21 protein-coding genes and 1 pseudogene are annotated in these 16,614 nt (G+C 36.0%); 4 read left to right on the forward strand and 18 right to left on the reverse strand.

Annotation, left to right across the window (positions count from 1 at the left end):
* Positions 1 to 10: 10 nt before the first annotated feature.
* Positions 11 to 1,726: an acetate--CoA ligase gene (acsA, locus tag BMY13_RS18170; RefSeq protein WP_092490984.1), complete on the reverse strand. Its 1,716-nt coding sequence runs from the start codon at positions 1,724 to 1,726 to the stop codon at positions 11 to 13.
* A 1,189-nt stretch (positions 1,727 to 2,915) separates the two neighbouring features.
* Here acsA and BMY13_RS18175 point away from each other — a divergent pair.
* On the forward strand, positions 2,916 to 4,550 hold the full coding sequence (locus tag BMY13_RS18175; RefSeq protein WP_092506341.1) for a hypothetical protein: 1,635 nt from the start codon (positions 2,916 to 2,918) through the stop codon (positions 4,548 to 4,550).
* 304 nt (positions 4,551 to 4,854) lie between these two features.
* Here BMY13_RS18175 and BMY13_RS18180 read toward each other — a convergent pair whose 3' ends face one another.
* Positions 4,855 to 5,175 (reverse strand): YolD-like family protein, encoded by a 321-nt coding sequence (locus BMY13_RS18180; protein WP_175476866.1) that lies wholly within the window; start codon positions 5,173 to 5,175, stop codon positions 4,855 to 4,857.
* Positions 5,176 to 5,177: 2 nt separating this feature from the next.
* On the reverse strand, positions 5,178 to 5,393 hold the full coding sequence (locus BMY13_RS18185) for a hypothetical protein (protein ID WP_092506345.1): 216 nt from the start codon (positions 5,391 to 5,393) through the stop codon (positions 5,178 to 5,180).
* 142 nt (positions 5,394 to 5,535) lie between these two features.
* Here BMY13_RS18185 and BMY13_RS18190 point away from each other — a divergent pair, with 142 nt between their 5' ends.
* Positions 5,536 to 5,739, forward strand: coding sequence for a hypothetical protein (locus BMY13_RS18190; protein WP_092506347.1), 204 nt, complete (start codon positions 5,536 to 5,538; stop codon positions 5,737 to 5,739).
* 83 nt (positions 5,740 to 5,822) lie between these two features.
* On the opposite strand, the gene BMY13_RS19610 is transcribed toward BMY13_RS18190, so the two are convergent.
* The 4 genes from BMY13_RS19610 to BMY13_RS18205 all read right to left on the reverse strand — a co-directional run bounded on the left by BMY13_RS19610 (position 5,823) and on the right by BMY13_RS18205 (position 7,432).
* Complete coding sequence (locus BMY13_RS19610; RefSeq protein WP_175476867.1) at positions 5,823 to 5,960, reverse strand: hypothetical protein; 138 nt, start codon at positions 5,958 to 5,960, stop codon at positions 5,823 to 5,825.
* A 217-nt stretch (positions 5,961 to 6,177) separates the two neighbouring features.
* A complete protein-coding gene (locus tag BMY13_RS18195) occupies positions 6,178 to 6,693 on the reverse strand; it encodes an ImmA/IrrE family metallo-endopeptidase (protein WP_092506349.1) in 516 nt (171 codons plus the stop codon).
* A 15-nt stretch (positions 6,694 to 6,708) separates the two neighbouring features.
* Entirely contained in the window at positions 6,709 to 7,065 is a 357-nt protein-coding gene (locus BMY13_RS18200) for a helix-turn-helix domain-containing protein (protein WP_092506351.1), read from the reverse strand.
* Between the two features lie 133 nt (positions 7,066 to 7,198).
* Entirely contained in the window at positions 7,199 to 7,432 is a 234-nt protein-coding gene (locus BMY13_RS18205; RefSeq protein ID WP_092506353.1) for a hypothetical protein, read from the reverse strand.
* A gap of 280 nt (positions 7,433 to 7,712) precedes the next feature.
* Here BMY13_RS18205 and BMY13_RS18210 point away from each other — a divergent pair, with 280 nt between their 5' ends.
* The gene (locus BMY13_RS18210; protein ID WP_092506355.1) at positions 7,713 to 7,946 is read left to right on the forward strand and encodes a hypothetical protein; all 234 of its coding nucleotides are present in this window, start codon (positions 7,713 to 7,715) and stop codon (positions 7,944 to 7,946) included.
* Positions 7,947 to 8,072: 126 nt separating this feature from the next.
* Here BMY13_RS18210 and BMY13_RS20100 read toward each other — a convergent pair whose 3' ends face one another.
* From BMY13_RS20100 to BMY13_RS18220, 3 genes and pseudogenes are all read right to left on the reverse strand, one after another.
* On the reverse strand, positions 8,073 to 8,192 hold the full coding sequence (locus BMY13_RS20100) for a peptidoglycan-binding domain-containing protein (RefSeq protein ID WP_425445170.1): 120 nt from the start codon (positions 8,190 to 8,192) through the stop codon (positions 8,073 to 8,075).
* 117 nt (positions 8,193 to 8,309) lie between these two features.
* Positions 8,310 to 8,720 (reverse strand): annotated as a pseudogene (locus BMY13_RS19830) (M23 family metallopeptidase); the annotation flags it as partial.
* Between the two features lie 15 nt (positions 8,721 to 8,735).
* Entirely contained in the window at positions 8,736 to 8,987 is a 252-nt protein-coding gene (locus BMY13_RS18220) for a phage holin (protein ID WP_092506359.1), read from the reverse strand.
* Between the two features lie 68 nt (positions 8,988 to 9,055).
* On the opposite strand from BMY13_RS18220, the gene BMY13_RS18225 reads away from it, so the two are divergent.
* Complete coding sequence (locus BMY13_RS18225; RefSeq protein WP_092506361.1) at positions 9,056 to 9,334, forward strand: hypothetical protein; 279 nt, start codon at positions 9,056 to 9,058, stop codon at positions 9,332 to 9,334.
* Here the strand turns inward: BMY13_RS18225 and BMY13_RS19615 are convergent.
* The 8 genes from BMY13_RS19615 to BMY13_RS18260 all read right to left on the reverse strand — a co-directional run.
* The gene (locus tag BMY13_RS19615; RefSeq protein WP_175476868.1) at positions 9,331 to 9,477 is read right to left on the reverse strand and encodes a hypothetical protein; all 147 of its coding nucleotides are present in this window, start codon (positions 9,475 to 9,477) and stop codon (positions 9,331 to 9,333) included. The two genes, BMY13_RS18225 and BMY13_RS19615, sit on opposite strands and share 4 nt — an antisense overlap.
* Before the next feature lie 13 nt (positions 9,478 to 9,490).
* Positions 9,491 to 9,769, reverse strand: coding sequence for a hemolysin XhlA family protein (locus BMY13_RS18230; RefSeq protein WP_092506363.1), 279 nt, complete (start codon positions 9,767 to 9,769; stop codon positions 9,491 to 9,493).
* 36 nt (positions 9,770 to 9,805) lie between these two features.
* On the reverse strand, positions 9,806 to 10,159 hold the full coding sequence (locus BMY13_RS18235) for a hypothetical protein (RefSeq protein ID WP_092506365.1): 354 nt from the start codon (positions 10,157 to 10,159) through the stop codon (positions 9,806 to 9,808).
* Positions 10,149 to 10,574 carry a hypothetical protein gene (locus BMY13_RS18240; protein ID WP_175476869.1) on the reverse strand — a complete coding sequence of 142 codons (426 nt, stop codon included), beginning with the start codon at positions 10,572 to 10,574 and terminating at the stop codon, positions 10,149 to 10,151. The genes BMY13_RS18235 and BMY13_RS18240 overlap by 11 nt, the downstream gene beginning before the upstream one ends.
* A gap of 11 nt (positions 10,575 to 10,585) precedes the next feature.
* Complete coding sequence (locus tag BMY13_RS18245; protein ID WP_092506367.1) at positions 10,586 to 13,333, reverse strand: phage tail spike protein; 2,748 nt, start codon at positions 13,331 to 13,333, stop codon at positions 10,586 to 10,588.
* Entirely contained in the window at positions 13,333 to 14,046 is a 714-nt protein-coding gene (locus tag BMY13_RS18250; RefSeq protein WP_092506369.1) for a distal tail protein Dit, read from the reverse strand. Before BMY13_RS18250 ends, BMY13_RS18245 begins: the two co-directional genes overlap by 1 nt.
* Positions 14,047 to 14,050: 4 nt before the next feature.
* Entirely contained in the window at positions 14,051 to 16,228 is a 2,178-nt protein-coding gene (locus BMY13_RS18255; protein ID WP_092506371.1) for a phage tail tape measure protein, read from the reverse strand.
* Between the two features lie 4 nt (positions 16,229 to 16,232).
* The coding region (locus tag BMY13_RS18260) for a Gp15 family bacteriophage protein (protein WP_217649060.1) at positions 16,233 to 16,614 on the reverse strand (382 nt) is incomplete at its 5' end.

Genomic DNA, 16,614 nt, shown 5'->3' on the forward strand with positions numbered 1-16,614 from the left:
CCCTTACTTTCTATTCTTCTAATGTCGATGTATCTCCTGTCGGCAACCCTAACTCCCATGACTTCAGAAGACGACGCATGATCTTACCACTGCGCGTTTTTGGAATGGCATCCTTCACTTCTAGCTCGCGAGGTGCAGCATGTGCACTTAGGCCAGTTTTAATGAATTGACGTATCTCTTCAAGTAATTCTGGTGAATCTTTGTAACCATCATTTAACGTGATAAACGCCTTAATAATCTCGCCACGCTCTGGATCTGGTTTCCCAATTACGCCAGCTTCTGCAACAGCAGGGTGCTCAATCAGCTTACTTTCAACTTCAAATGGTCCAACACGCTCACCAGATGTGTTAATAACATCATCCAAGCGGCCCTGGAACCAGAAATAGCCATCTTCATCTTTATATGCACTATCTCCAGATACATACCAGCCATTAACAAAGTAACTTTCAAATTTTTCCGGACGGTTCCATATCTTACGCATCATTGAAGGCCAGCCTTTTTTAATTGCCAAATTTCCCATTTGGTTTGGCGGGAGCTCATTTCCTTCATTATCAACAATTGATGCTTCAACACCTGGGATTGGTTTACCCATTGATCCAGGACGAATTTCTTCTGATGGTATGTTAACAATAAGCTGTGCACCAGTTTCTGTCATCCACCATGTATCATGAATTCTTAAATCAAAGGCTTTCATTCCCCAGGTAATAACTTCTGGGTTTAATGGTTCACCAACACTCATAATATGACGCAATGATGACAAGTCGTGTTTCTTCACAGCATCTTCACCAGCACTGACAAGCTTGCGTAATGCGGTCGGTGCTGTGTACCAAATGGTTACGTTAAATTTATCCAAGGTTCCGTACCAATTTTCTGGGGAAAACCGCCCTCCGCGTATAACATTCGTAACACCTTTTAGCCAAGGGGCAAATATGCCATAACTTGTACCTGTAACCCAACCCGGATCAGCTGTACACCAATATACATCATCTTCATTCAAATCAAGAACCCACTCAGCAGTTGCATAGTGTTGAATCATCGCATTGTGAACGTGGTAAACACCTTTAGGCTTCCCGGTTGATCCAGATGTATAATGGATTAACATTCCATCCTCTAAATCAACCCACTCAATATCAAAATCAGTAGATGCCTCTTTCATTTCCTTTTGAAAATCAATATATTTATCAGACGACTCATTATGGTCGCCAACCAATACGATTTTCTCAAGATCAGGTAGATCCTCTTGTGGGACACGTCCAAGTAGATCTGGTGTCGTAATTAGCATTTTTGCTTCACTGTCCTGCAACCGATCGCGCACTGCTTGCTCCATAAATGCTTCAAATAACGGACCAGCAATTGCTCCCGTTTTTAATATCCCAAAAAATGCCGCGTAAAACTCAGGACTTCTTGGAAGGAATAGAAATACACGATCCCCTTTTTCAACATCATATTTTTTTAATACGTTTGCAAACTGGTTGCTTTTCTTACTTAACTCATCAAAAGTCAACTTCTCCTCACGATCAGGTGAAGAGTAAAGTAAAGCAGTCTTATCTTTTTTATCTGTATCTTCTGCGTGACGATCAATCGCCTCGTAAGCAATATTAACTTTTCCAGTTTCATTCCAGCTGAAATTCTTTTTTACATCTTCCCATGAAAATGTTTCACGTGTTTTGTCAAAGTTTTGTAAGTTGTAAATACCGTCTTGAGCGGGTATACGCTGCATGTCCATATTATCACCTCGTCATAAAATTTTGAAATCGTTTTCAAATCCCTATACTAGGATTACGATTTAATCACAGTAAATATGCAATTATATAAATTGTTTAAACATTTCGGTAACTAATTTCTATTTTAGAACATTCTGTGACAATTTAAAAGTATTTTACTTAAAATAATAAAACGCAAGCATAGATAAGGGAATGAGAACCCTTTCCATAATTGCGCTTATCATAATACTTCGGCCGGAACCTATTGTTTTATTTAAATTTATTTCCTTCTGTATGACTTTTATGCATCCTTTACTAAAATTAGCTTTTTTGTGACTAGCAAGTTCCAGCTCCATTAGAGATTATTCTGTTGATTCCATACAAAACCTGGCTTAACTGCAAAAAAACCTCTTCCCGATCAGAAAGAGGTTTACTTACCGTACATATTAAGTTAGATCATGTGCTTACCAAATAACAGCGAAATGAATGAACACTATAAATACCGACATATTAACGCTTGATGCCCCCGGCAGGATTCGAACCTGCGACACATGGTTTAGGAAACCGACAAGGGGCATTTTAAGAGGTTTTTCCTCATTTTGAAATGTTGAAATACAAGATTTCTAGCATTGTAGATTTGAAATTCATTTCAGACTATTTTAATTTGTTTCGACCACTTCGTTACCAATAGTGTGACCATTAAAAAAACAAATATAAATAAAAACCCTTCATTCTCTAACTAATGACACAAATATGTTGTCCCTGAGTAATTATAACATTAAAAACATCACTTTTGTGTCTTACATATCTGGATACAAAAGTGATATCTTTACATGTCTGTTATAATTATGTTTATATGCAGTCATCTTGAAATCGAGTTAAACTGGCCATATCGTTGTAGAACTAATTTTATTATTTATATTTTTCAGCAGAATAATTATCTTCCTTCCAGATAAACAGAATTGACCACAATAAAATGTTGGTATTAAAGGAATTTCAAGCCATTAGTCAAAAAAGTATATATTCAAATTAAATACATTTACCAATTTAACCCAAAAAGTCTAACAGTCTAATTTAGAATTCTATGAAATACTAAAATACCTTTATCTATGGGGCGAAGAAAAGAACAATAGAAATAACTTGCTACCAATCTATTATTAAATGTCTATACAATGACCAAAAAATAGTGTAATTAAACGAGGGAATTTTATTATGACCAAGAAGTTAATAAAAAGTGGTGTTTATGATTCCTTTACAACCTTCAGAGTATTTGAAGTAAATAATCGGAATAACTTTGTAAAAGCACTCAAGAAACTAATAAAATCAAATTTAATTATTTCTGGTGAAACACGTTATGAAAATGAAGGAAGTATTGATTTTAATAACCAATTTATGAAACTTCGCGAAAGAAGACTAAAATTATTTAGGGAATCAAAAGAAAAAGGTAAACTTCAACCTAGAGAAATAAGAGGAGATATTTTTCAAACTAAAGATAAGCCAGAAGTTACAATTAAACCAATTCAAAATGGTATAGCAATAGATGCAGAGAATAACCTTATTGATAACCTTGTTGCCTCTCAAGAATATGAATTGGGAAGAATAGCAAATTTGTATAACTACGAAAAAAAGTACACTGGATTTAATAGTCATGATTTTAAAAACGTGTTTTTACTATATCCTTGTAAAGCATACATAGGTGAAAAGGTTTTATACATAAGTTTTTTTCTTATGATTTATAAAAATGGGTTAGCAACATTAAATTCTAAAATCAATATTGATGGTAGGGATTTAAATGAACTATCCGATAGCATTTATGATCTTTCTTTGGAAAATGTCTTTCTACCAGAATTCTTGTTTTCAGAATCTAGTAACAATAATTATAAAAAGAAAGGTCGATGCAATTCATTAAGAGAAGTAGAGGGTGTTTACAAAAAATATTTAGGGGATCTTTTCAATACTAATAACTTCTCTATGCCATTTAATTTTATAACACTTATTGATTATAAAAACCGACCTGATGAGTGTTTTTCTGAAGATAATATTTCATTTAACCGGAGTTTATATAATCTTCTAAATGCTCCCGTTAGTGAATTCACTGAAAAACATGACAAACCAGTTAGGGAGTTTATAAAGACGAGGTATTTCGAAACATCTTACTTCCATAGATATTATGGTAACAATAATAGAATAATTTCAGTCTATACAAAACGTATTAAAGATGAATTTAATTCAATTTATCCAAACGGAGAGGGAGGTGAATTAGCAGATTCACACATATATTTAGTGTCTTTAACCGGAGTAATAAATGTTATTGAAGCCCTTCTTTTTAGAAAATTTATTAATGACAATTATGTACTTTCAAATTTGAATACTAAAACATCAATGAGTCAATTACTAAAGTTAAAGATAAAGAGCAAGAATGATTCACTATTAGATTTAAAAAGATATTATTATAGCTATGGGAGTTTGACAGAACTTCAAGAATTTATGCATTACAAATGTGAAGACTACACTAAATCAGCAATTGCCAACCAGTGGTCCAGAGAAATAGAGGATCTAATTAAATTAAAACGTGAACAATTTGTCTCGACTTTATCTATCTTGGGACCCATTATCACCATTATTTTGACACTAATATTATCATTCCCAACGATCAAGCAAATTTCCGAGGAGATTGGTGTTGAACAAAACTCCATATTTATTTACATAATATTTAACACAGCTTTCATTTTTTTGTTATTAATAGTCTTTGTAAAACAATTTATAGAATTATTCTTGCGTTTATCGGTGATTTTAAGCAACTTAGCCAAGAAGTTACGTGCAATTTTTAAAAAGTTAAAAAAATGACTAGTTGTAAACAGTAAAATCCGTTTTGTTTATCCGAAAACCGATTTATTCTCTTATAGGACGCCCTTCTTGAAAAAGAGGGTGTCTACGTGTAACCCTTTTGATTTTTCCGCTACAGTAAAGTCGTTCCTTTTACAAAAAATATGTTCTGCAATAGGGCGCGATTGTCTAAGAATGTTTCAAACTAAGAATTCAAATATACAGGTTCCTATTAAAATTCTTGGATGTCAATTTTTCGGAAACCATAGTAAAGAATACGATAATGTAAAGACAACACTTTTGTGTCACTAGACACTCTTGGGAGTTAATCAATCCATGCGCCAGTAATATTATCAAGTGGGATTATTGCTTCATCTATTTTCAAACATTTATTAAGTACGTCTACTGTTAATAATTTTCCTTTAATCTTATGATAGTCTTTATTCTTGAAATGTTCCAGCTCAACAGTCAGATCATCTTTTAAAGCAAGCTGCAGCACCGTATCAATTTCAGCCTTCTGATATTCGGATAATATAGGCTTTTCCTTATATTCATCCTCAGACCTCAATTGTTTAAGCATCCGTTCATGTTCTGGCATCATCATTGCAGTCCATTTCTTAGTCCCGCGATCATTAGCTTCACTCATCATTATGCCCCCATTCGTTTTCTTACTGGTTCTACCGATAAGATATCTCCTAACTTAAACGTTCTGACTTTCATACGAGTGAAGCAATAAGCCAGGACCAACCCATCATTTATTTTTATAACTCTTACTACTCTTTGAGATACCTGGTTATAATTATCTAAGTTAATCATTTCGAGATTTTGTTTTGTCTGGACAGAACGTTGAAGCATATTCTTCATGAAATAACCTCCATAACAAGAACGCTTGTTCGTATTATAGCATAAAAAAAGAGAACGTCAAAAATAAATTAAATTATTTTACACTTTGGATGCCACCTTTTCACCTCCACAAACGATAGTGGTTGTGAGGAGGGGATTTATATTGGAAAAGGAAAAGAAACTTGAAGGTCACTTAGTTGGTTTTGGAACTCTTCAGGAGATGGAGGAGTATGAGGATTGGATTTATCTAGGTGGAGCAATGTCGGAGAGAAGATACAATGCTTATGATGATACGCCTAGTAAGGACGAGTGTGATAAGTTGTGTGCAGAGTTTTCTGGAGAGGTAAAAATATTCCTTACTAAATAAAAAACACAGAAGCTCTCTAATAGATAGAGCACTTCTGTGTTGACATTTTAAAGGTCCCGTCGCGAGAATCTTTAAATAATTATTTATTCCTTTTCTTTTTTCTTCTTCATATATTCTTTATGTTGTTCTGGTGTGACCTCAAAACAAAAGGCCTTTTTACCAACATCCTTAGCGAAAATTCTTCTTCCTTTTACCGTAATAAACGGTCTACATATAACCATTTTTATCACTACTCCTCTTCATTTTGGTATAAAAACCTTGCAGAAGAGGTAAGATAATGATACATTTAAATTAAGTTTTTGGCGAAACTATTTAAATTAAATGTAGCGACTACTCATTACCTTAAGTACGATCGTTACCCAACCGTAGGCCCTCTGCAAGGGCTTTTTTTATTTTCATCCATTTTTAATCCCCCTTTACCTTTATATTTTTTTAGTTTTATAGATTATTTAATTGTATTTCCGCAACCGCACTTGATACTCCGCACTTTTTGGATATTTCTGATGCTGACAATCCGCTTATAATGTTCGGTGGAGCTAGTAGCTCGCCAGCAAAAGTATTCGCCTGCCATTCAGGATCCTTGTATGCAGGTACTTTTTGTTTGCCATCATTACGTGCAAGAGCGATGAAATCAGGTCTGTGCATTATGTAGTGTCCTATCTCGTGAGCAATGGTGAATCTGTCTCTTGCTACCCCCGAGACCGCTCTATCATAAACGTCTTCCCTAATTACAATCTTATGTTCTTCAGGATAAGTTACTGCATAATCGTCAGGCATTTCTTCTATCGACACGACCTCGTAATTAAACTTTTTATTTATTTCGGATAAACCAATTTCCAAAAAATGAACAACAGGGAAAAGCATATCATCTACTAATCCAAATGTATCTCTAAAAATACTAACAACTTGTCTTATTTTCTTTCTAGATGTAGGTTCTGCAACGTAAGAACTCATGCAATCCCCCTCCTTTTATTTATTTTTGTTAAGAAGATTCTTTAACGTAACTTTTTGGGCTTCATCCATATCATCAATTTTTCTTGCTAAGGCCATCACTAAATCTTTATCTTCATTGTTAAAACCTTTTAAATCAACCTTATTATTAATCTTTGATTCTTCTGCGGCATTTCTTAATTCATAATGTTGATCTGTAGTTAGTGAATATAATTTAGTTAATTTGCCAACCCAGTTCTGAGGAACATTTCTCTTACCATTTTCTACGGCGGATAAATAAGAAGAGGTCACTCCTAACTTACCAGCCATATCCTTTAACAGTTCACCATTATCGATTCTAAGCTTTCTACTGAACTTGCCGAATAAAGTTAACATGGACTGCTCCTCCCTCCTAAATATATTTTTACTATATTTAATATAACATATGTTGTCCTACTAATCAACAAACTTTTGTTGATTAGTTATACTTTTTTTTGATAATAAATGATTTCTACCAAACTGTGAGCCTTTATTGTCCATCTAATTCCTTAGTTAGAAGCTCTAGATCATACACACCTTTTTCAATTCCTTCACGAAGTGACAATAGGTATTTTTTCAACTCTTCATTATGTAAGCTAGGTACATTTCGCCAGATATATTCCCTACGATCTGGACACAACACAACAAGTCCAATATCATTCTTAAACTTCTTTGTAACCACTAGTTTATATTTACCATCATGCGGTGGATTTTCCCATTTCATAATAATCAACTCCAGTGATCATATTATACAATATTAATAATTAATTATTATTCTATTCATTTGTTTGTCACAATTTCGTCACGAAAGTCGATGGAAAAATATTGATACATAATGTGTAAAATGTAATAATTTAAAACTGTAACAACCATACCTCAACTTAAGTTGTTGTTACTCCTAACAGTTAAGCCATAGTTTTATGCTATGGCTTTTAATTTGTCTTTAATCTTTGGTAAAATTTTCTGTAATCAAAATAATCCAACAAGGGAGGATGATCGATAATATGAAAAACATATTAGAAGTGGCCCAGGAAAATAATCTTAACCTAATCGAAGTCGGCATCCTGGTTGAACTTAATAAGAATTATCCCCAAACAATAGAAATTGAAGAAGTAACTAACGATGGACAAGTAAGAGAAAACATAAATAACCTAATACAAATAGGGTTTGTCGAGGAAAGATTTCAAAAATATAGGATTAAGAAGCGAATACCCAAAAAAGACCCCTCCACCAATTAAGGTAGAGGGTTTAATTTAACTGTATATTTTCACTTAAACTGTAAATAGTAATTAACGGAAGCGGGCTTACATATAGCCTCTCCCCTCTCTTCGCACCTCACCCTTTATTGGTGGGGTCTTTTTTATTTAAAACATTACATTCCATGTTTCAGGTCCAACAATGCCGTCAACCTGTAAAACATGTCTGCGCTGATAATCTCGAACTGCTGCTTCTGTAATTGGTCCATAAATACCATCTGGCTTCACATTTACAGCTCGCTGAATGCGTTCAACGTCAATACCAGTATCTACATACTCTTGTCCGATATAATGCCCTGGATAAGGTACAATAGCTTCATTACTTGTTGCTTTACTTGGGTACAAATCTTTTCCAATGTAATCTAACGGATCCACAGCATTCGTCTTATCAATGTTCCAGTTCCCATTTTTATGCAACTCAAAATGAAGATGCTGACCAGTAGAATGCCCCGTATTACCCATGACACCGATTTGATCACCTTGCTTAACATGGTCCCCAACATTAACTCTACGTGTGCCACTTTGCATGTGAGCATATACTGTTTCCCAAACATCTCCTCCCTCATTATGTTCAATCATGATGCACTCGCCATAACTAGAAGAAAGATATGACCTAGTAACCTTACCTGTAGCTGCAGCATAAATCGGATGATAACCACTATCTGCAAAATCTGTCCCATTATGGTCTGGACGGTGGCTTGTCCTGAAATCACTTGTTACCCGTTTAGTATCAGTTGGATTAATAAATGTTGTCATAATAAAACACTCCTCTTATTTTTTCATTAATTTTTGAGACTGTAATGCTTTCTTTTGTAACCCTGCATTCTTACTTACATACGTGTTTTTCCATACGGCATAAACTCCACTACCAAGCATTACAGCTGCAACAAAAAAAGCACCAAATGCATTGATGCTTTGTTCCGTTAACCATTCAAATTTGATATTAAGCGTAGCTAGAAATCCCATTAATGTTGATAGGAAACCTACAATTAATATTGATAAATCTTTTGCTTTGCTTTTCATGTTTTTTCCTCCTTCAAGGATATTTGCCCCTTCCTGTCGAATGGTGTAAGTGGAAGGGGGTGTGAATCATGGCAGTTTACTTAATAACTTATGACCTTAATAAGCCGGGCCAAGACTATGATAATCTCTATGAAACAATTAAATCGCTAGGTGCATGGTGCCATTACCTCGATTCAACGTGGTTGGTTGATACAAGTTATAGTTCAAACCAAATTGGCGATAAATTGGAAAGTGCCACCGATAAAGGTGACAGTTATTTAATTATTAAAGTTACGAATGACTATCAAGGTTGGTTGCCACAAGAGGCTTGGGATTGGATCCATGACCATATCGGACATTCTATTTAATCTGACTTAAGTCTATCTTCGGTGGAAAATCCATTATCGCTATCACCAAATGGATGACTGCGGGTCGTCGTTGCCGCGGCGACCTTCTTTTCTAAATCCGCTACACGTTGTTCAAGCTTTTTCACTCGCTTTGATTTAAACATAATTAACACCTCTTTAAAATTTAGTAAAAAATAAAGCAATCGCACCACCAATCACCCCAGTGATAACGGCAGATACAATAGCTTTTGTAATCATCCTTCTAATCCATTTCGTGTCGTCTTGTATTGATGTGAGAGTAGTTTGTAAGGATGTGATTTTTTCATCCTGTTTAATATCATTAAATTTTAGACTGTCTACATCACTTCTCAACTGTTTTTGATCTTGCTTCAAATCACTGATATCTTGCTGTATGCTTTCTTTCCAAACATCCACGTTGTCCATCTCCTCACTCATTCGTGACCCCCTAACATTGCGACATAAAAATAACGCCTATTCGGCGCTCAACAACTCATCAATATACTGCTTAATTTCTTCAATTTTTTCATCGGTAACCTTCTGTATTTCATCTGATTTTTCATTTAATGAATCTTGATAATCGTCGCCCAAACGTTGGTTTAAATAATCCCTTGTTTCGGTTTGCATTCGCTCAATTTCCTGCTGGGTTATGTGAGAAACGTCATTTTTAATCTTAATATCCTTTTCAGACTGATAAACTTCAACTTCTTCTTTGTATTCATTCTTTAGATTATCAGCTGCATCATTGATATGGTATACCAATGCGCTAACTGTTCCTGCGCCAATCAATAACAAGATCATTGTAATAGAAAGTATTTTACGCTTCATCATTATCCTCCTGTTCAAGCTGTTCACATAAATAATCATATATCTCAGCTTCTTGCCCTTTCCATTCTTTATCAGAATTTAGCAGTACCTGCTTTATTGTCTTGAGTGGATCTGTAAAGTTTCCCCCTTCCAAAACAAATACTTCAGAATACAATTCATTGGTGTCCTTTACAAAGGCATCCATGTCCTTAATGTTATAACCTTTCCCATCATCAGTCTTTTTAGGATTACCTTCATCATCTAGATAAGAGTGTTCCTTGATTAGTTCAGCTTCTTGCTCTGTTACTTCTTGAGCTCGACCTTTTAACTCATTTATTATTTTAGATCGATGCCTTGATTCTTTACCTTTCAGGCTTAACTCTGAAAGCAGGTTAATTGTTGGTATTAATTTTACGTTTTCAACAGTTAACTTCATTAACATTCCTCCTATGCAGCTTGTTCTAACTGTTCAATTCTTGATTCTAAAGAACTGATTCTCTCTTCATGGTTAAGGTGTTTAAAGAATAATTCTTGAATTGCCTTTGTGTTCAAACTACGGTGCGAGTAGCCGGAAACAGATACCCCATCCTCTGAAATTACTTCATTTGGTGTTTTATACCCTTGGCCGATTACAAAACCTAAGTGTCGTTTATTTACTCCGTTAGCAATATCATTTTTTAAATCATATTCATGTATTTCAGAGTAATTTTTCAGTATGTCAAGAGCATTTCCGTTGTATAGTTCGATGTTTGTTTTATATTCAGCTAACGACGCTGTTCTAAAATCCGATGCTGAGATAGGTCTGTATGTTGATGTAGTGCCTTTTGCTGTAACTCTCACTGCTCCATCTGATGCAGGTCGTGTGTATAAATGGCTGCCTATTCCATTATGGTCAACCACATTTGTTTCTATATATCCTTGTGAGGTAATACCTCCATTACCAATAGATATTGAGTTACCGCTTATCTGCCCATCCGCATGAAAACTGTTCGATGTTGAAGTTACTCCGTTATGTTCTACCCTAAGGCGTTCTGAATTACCTGAGCTTAAGACTCGAAATAAAGGGTCTCCTGTGGGTGGATTAACTGATACATGTACTTTTGATGGCTCATAAAATTCTACACCATTACGAAATTCTACAATATCATTAAACCTAAAAGCATAACGGCTCGTTGGTATTTCTAAAGATGCAAAGGTTCCATTGCTACTTTCCATCCTTAGCCGTCCTTCAGATAGTTGCGTTCCACCTGCAACCGTAACCCTGTTTGTAACTGCTATTTCCCCTAATGGGCTTATGGTAACTCCTGGGCTAGTAAGAGCCGACGACCCTGTGCCAAATAGCATCTCTCCGTACTGGTTTGTCTCTGTTCTATATTGTAAGTTGCCATCATTACGGTTAATTACAAACGTACCGTTAATTAATTCAGTATAGTATCCGGCATTACTTGATGAAACAGATTTTATTGACGAACCTTCAAACATACCACCTGTAAACGTTTTACCAGTAAAGTCTCCACCTGTTATTTTTTCTGCTACTAAATCAACAATATCAGCACTTTTAATTTTTATTTTATTTGCACTTGCTCTATCAAGTTTCGCATCAGTAATAACTGCATTACCGATATGAATACTATCAATAAGCGCTTCCCTAGCCAGTAACTTTTTAGTGATTGTTTCCTCAGCTATTTCAGTACTAGCATTTATTTGCAACGTCTGAGCACTTATTTCAGCACTATAGGCTGATGCAGTTCCATGTGTATTAACAGCTCTTATTCTGAAATACCATTGCTGGTTAACAGCTGCTTCATGATTATAGCCACCCGTTTTACCCTTCCAAACTAAATTAGTAGAATCGGGTACAAAACCGGCTGTTTGTGAAGCATAGACCTCGTATGCTGCAATATAAGAAGATGGGTCATAATCCCACATAAGCTGAATAATCTTGAACAGTCCGTTTGCATTAAAGTTAGTCGGTACTGGTGGTATGTCATCAGGAAAACTATCATCAGTTATTGTTTCACTTTGTTCCCAGAGTCCGGATTTGTCATTAACTGTTTCCTCTAACTGATTTAACCTATCTCTATCTTTATTTAGTTCCAAAAAATTACCGATAGTTACTTCACCATCAGTCGGATTACCAACATCATATTTAAGCCTAATCACTCTGGATTCAAGTACGATAGGTGGTTTAATCTTATCGTCAATTATCGCACCTGTATCACCTAGTAATACCTGTTCATGTTCATACCCTGCAATTCCATAGAATGTATTAACGGACATTTTATAACGTGCTTTTGGTGATTTTTGCTGCTGTAGTGCATCCCATGTTTTTTGAAGGAGTAAACTTTTATCTTTTTCTTGGCCATCTTCAAATGAACCTTCACGGTGCTTCTTACTTCCGTCTTTCTGAATAATACCGTGTTCCTGTAACGCTTCCGGATCACCAACCCATTCCTGACCAAGTGGCTTATCGACTGGATCGCCATTTGCTGTTGACCACTCAATATCTGCAAACGTAATCTTACGACTGTAACCATCTCCACTTTCAATTGATGACCCACGACCATATAAGGCTGTTTTAGGATAATGCAGCACTGTTCGAACTATGCTTTGAATATCCTTATCAATTTCAAAACGCTTACCTTTATCAGCACCACGACGATACACTATATCTATATAACGACCAGCTATGCCTGTGTCATCGATTTTAATACGATCAACAAGTTCACCGCCCCAGACATTAACGATCTTCTTTAGTGATTGTTTAGCAGTAATGTAGTAAAAATTAGTCGTTTGTGTACCAAGACTAGCAATATTACCAACTAAGAATCTAGTACCAGATAAAACAGAAGTAGTTGCTTGTTCAGCAGTAGCATTTTCCGGACGAACATCTTCAACTATGGTATCGTTCAATTCATTTATAGCAGGTGAACAAAATGCACGCTTTTCAAAGTTAGAACCATCCTCATCATCCGTTTCTTTTATATCGAATAAACGAAAACGACCTTCTAAATCACGAAAGGCTACCTGGTTACCACCAATTATGTGTTCAGTGCCTTCGACATCAGACGGTAATGCAATTTCAAAGGACACTTCTTTTTCGGTTGATTCATCAAAAGGGGCTTCAGTGTATTCGGTTAAGATGGTTAATAACTTATCAGCGCTATCGAATATATAAATGGGCTCTTTTTCCATTACTTCCACATCTCCCTATATGTTAATGATGCAGTGGTTGCTGGTGTAATGGTTAAATTATTCTCACCAGGTTTCAACGCAAAAAAGTGCGGATTATTTAAATCTACAGCTGTCATTTGCAGGACACCGTTTATAAATACTTTCCTTTTTTGAAAATCAATTTGTAATGCATCACCGATAACCAGGTCATATATAACACGCAATGTCTTTTCACCATTTGATATAACTAGATCTGATGAAGCAACGTCCATTGTGACGTCGATTATAGGCTTTGCATCAGCGGTACCGTTATTGGTTAAAGCGATTGCTCCACTGGTAAAGTTATATACTTTTTCAGAGCCGTATTTATCCGGATTTGGACATATGATAGTCATTTGCCCTTGGTGCATAAAAAAGAATTCATCGTTTTCACCCGTTTGAGCAGGAATTCCAAAATACTCGATATTGGGTTCGTCAGGAAAAATTATAGATTTAGGCTCGTCGACAGCTAATATCCCATTCAACTCGTCAATCATTAAGCGTAAATCCGTCCGCCCTTTAGCGATTATGTTTGATTCAATCCCTAAAGGTCTTGGAGGTCTTTTCTTTCGTTTATAGTGTGCACCGTCAATCCCAGGAACTTCTATCATTTCTACATCACGATTAACTATTCCACGACCAGTAATAGTTTTTATTTTTAAATATGGCGTTAAGTCCACTCCATTAAACAGCACCTGCTCACCCCTTCCTCAAACGATAACTTTTGCGTTCTTGAGTTTCAGATATATCGTCAACGAATGCATTATATTCTGTTCCACCCAAAACAAAAGTTAAATGCGCTGGTTGTTTCTTCTCTTTTTCATTACCAAGCGCTGGATTATACTCTTTAGGCACAACCGCCTCGCCAGCATGTAACATTGCTAGTCCATCTTGAGCGACAAAGTTCGTACCAACATCTAAGCTAGGTATTTTAGGTATGTTCGGGAAGCTTATAGATCCTCCACCTTTACCACCGAAACCAGGCACCCAATCCGGAATGGTAGGAAGGCTAATACTTAATCCGTTTAACGCATTGATCATTCCGTTAATTGCTCCAATAACACCATTGATTGCTCCTTTAATAGAACCAGTAATGCCGTCCCATATTGCATCAGTGGAACTTTTAACACTATCCCACACACCGCTAATTGTGTCCTTTATCCAGTTAAATGCTTTGGACACTGTGTTTTTTAATCCATTCCATATACCGCCTAATGTTCCAGTTATGCCATTCCAAACGCTTGACGTTACGGATTTGATTGTATTCCAAACAGCAGATATAACGTTTCTGATTATGTTGAAAACTGTTGTTACATTCCTCTTCATTCGTTCCCATCGTGATTTAACAAAATTAACAATAGCTGTTATTACGGTGTTGAATACTGATTTAATGCCGTTCCACACACCTTTGATAAACCCCCATATAAAGTTAAGCACTGTCATTATAATGGTTTTCATCATGTTAAAGGCGGTTGTAAAAATGACTTTAAATACTGCGAACATTGTAATGAAATAAGTCTTTATTCCATTCCATATCATTTTTAGGAAGTCCCAGATAGCTGTAAAAACGGTGATAGTAACTGCTTTAATCTGATCCCAGTATCCAATGATTAATACGACTAAAGCGCCGACACCTAGAATGATCATAGGGATTGGACTTAATAAGAGCATCAATGCTCCACCAATTGCTGTTAAAATTGGCATGAGTGTTGTAAACGCAGTTACCATCATACCGACGAAAATTAGAAGTGGGCCAATTGCAGCTGCTAAAGCTGTAACAATCAATACTACTTTTTGAGCTGTTGGCGATAGGTTTTTAAACCATTCAGCCATTTTGGTTATCCCGTCAATTAAAGGCGGTAATGCATCTTTACCTAAATCTAAAAGAATTTGCCCGAGGGGTTGCAATTTACTCATTGCTTCATTCTTCAGTATTCCGAATTCCTCACCAATGGTAAGTGTTGCTTCTGTAGTCTCTTCAATAAGGCCTTTTGAATCTCCTGACGATTTACCTAATTCATCAAGAGCAGGAATCGCACCATTTCGGATAGCTGTTGTTAATCGTTGCGCCCCTTCTGCCCCGAATTGTTCTGTCGCTATAGAAAGTGCTTCTGTTTCTGTCTCAGCATCTTGCATTTTACTTATTGTCTTTTCAAACTCTTTCCGTGAATTCTTCCCTTCACTTGACCAGTTACGGAAAGCCATATTTAGACCAGGCATAACTCGTGATACAGAAAGACCGCCTGCTTCAAGCTTGGACATTAACTCAGCTGATTCACCCATATCAAAGCCTGCGTTTTGTAGAACAGAACCATATTCAGTTAAGTGACTGGATATTTCGCCTAATCCAACGCCATAATCCTGTGTTAACTTGTAAAGGTTATCTAGTTCATCTACACCATTTTTAGCAGGTATTTGCCATTGTGACATTGCTTTACCGAACGCTTGTGAGTTAGCGACACCATCTTCACCTAACGTTCTTGAAGCATCTAGTGTACTTTGGGTTAAGTCACTTAAAACATCACCAGTAGCACCCGTTAATGTGTTCATAGTTGCTAATGCATTCGATACAGTATCAGCACTATCTGGAACATTAGTGAAAACTTCATCAAACTGCTCTTTTAGTTCGTCTAGATCTTCGCCTACTTTACCAGTACCAACTCGTATGTTTCGATACGCTTTATCGATATCATCAGCTGCAGCAAAAGCCACACCGCCTAATGCTAAAATCGGAGCTGTGAACCCTGCTGACATTTTCATGCCTGCGCTCTTTAGTTTGGCACCCGTTTTATTCAATTTGGTTTGCATCGTCTTAATGCCTGTATCAATGCCTTTTTGATTTATCCTCGTATCAATACTTATCTTTCCATCAGCCATTTAATCACCTGCCTTTCCCACCAAAAGCTGTTATCATATCCTCGAACACGTCATCAGCGTTCTTATCTTCTTTATCAAGCGCATATTGACGTTTTAATTTTTGAATTCGTTGTCGGTCTTTTTTGTTGTGCTTTGTTTCCTTTGGCACTTCCATCGTGCGAATGTTCACCACTTGCATAAAAGGGGTTTTCTCACTCAATCCACTAAACAAAGCCATGAACTTCTTCCAGTGCAGCTTTCCTTGTTCTTTGAATAAATCGAGATTATAGTCCATTAAAAAAGACGCATAGATTCGCTCTGCGTCAATGTTGAAATCATATGTTTTTTGTTTTGGTGCTTCTTCTTGTTCTTCTTCACTTTCTTCTTCGTTTTCTTCTTCGTTTTCT

The organism is Virgibacillus subterraneus, assembly GCF_900110695.1.
GTDB classification, from domain to species: Bacteria; Bacillota; Bacilli; order Bacillales; family Amphibacillaceae; genus Lentibacillus; species Lentibacillus subterraneus.

Coding starts and splice junctions, on each gene's coding strand:
- BMY13_RS18230 (WP_092506363.1), bottom strand. CDS start 9,769: ATGAGTGAGGAGATGGACAACGTGGATGTTTGGAAAGAAAGCATACAG.
- BMY13_RS18200 (WP_092506351.1), bottom strand. CDS start 7,065: ATGTTAACTTTATTCGGCAAGTTCAGTAGAAAGCTTAGAATCGATAAT.
- BMY13_RS18235 (WP_092506365.1), bottom strand. CDS start 10,159: ATGAAGCGTAAAATACTTTCTATTACAATGATCTTGTTATTGATTGGC.
- BMY13_RS18185 (WP_092506345.1), bottom strand. CDS start 5,393: ATGAAGAATATGCTTCAACGTTCTGTCCAGACAAAACAAAATCTCGAA.
- BMY13_RS18245 (WP_092506367.1), bottom strand. CDS start 13,333: ATGGAAAAAGAGCCCATTTATATATTCGATAGCGCTGATAAGTTATTA.
- BMY13_RS18220 (WP_092506359.1), bottom strand. CDS start 8,987: ATGAAAAGCAAAGCAAAAGATTTATCAATATTAATTGTAGGTTTCCTA.
- BMY13_RS18225 (WP_092506361.1), top strand. CDS start 9,056: ATGGCAGTTTACTTAATAACTTATGACCTTAATAAGCCGGGCCAAGAC.
- BMY13_RS18240 (WP_175476869.1), bottom strand. CDS start 10,574: ATGAAGTTAACTGTTGAAAACGTAAAATTAATACCAACAATTAACCTG.
- BMY13_RS18255 (WP_092506371.1), bottom strand. CDS start 16,228: ATGGCTGATGGAAAGATAAGTATTGATACGAGGATAAATCAAAAAGGC.
- BMY13_RS18175 (WP_092506341.1), top strand. CDS start 2,916: ATGACCAAGAAGTTAATAAAAAGTGGTGTTTATGATTCCTTTACAACC.
- BMY13_RS19615 (WP_175476868.1), bottom strand. CDS start 9,477: ATGTTTAAATCAAAGCGAGTGAAAAAGCTTGAACAACGTGTAGCGGAT.
- BMY13_RS19610 (WP_175476867.1), bottom strand. CDS start 5,960: ATGGTTATATGTAGACCGTTTATTACGGTAAAAGGAAGAAGAATTTTC.
- BMY13_RS18180 (WP_175476866.1), bottom strand. CDS start 5,175: ATGAGTGAAGCTAATGATCGCGGGACTAAGAAATGGACTGCAATGATG.
- BMY13_RS18195 (WP_092506349.1), bottom strand. CDS start 6,693: ATGAGTTCTTACGTTGCAGAACCTACATCTAGAAAGAAAATAAGACAA.
- BMY13_RS18210 (WP_092506355.1), top strand. CDS start 7,713: ATGAAAAACATATTAGAAGTGGCCCAGGAAAATAATCTTAACCTAATC.
- acsA (WP_092490984.1), bottom strand. CDS start 1,726: ATGGACATGCAGCGTATACCCGCTCAAGACGGTATTTACAACTTACAA.
- BMY13_RS18205 (WP_092506353.1), bottom strand. CDS start 7,432: ATGAAATGGGAAAATCCACCGCATGATGGTAAATATAAACTAGTGGTT.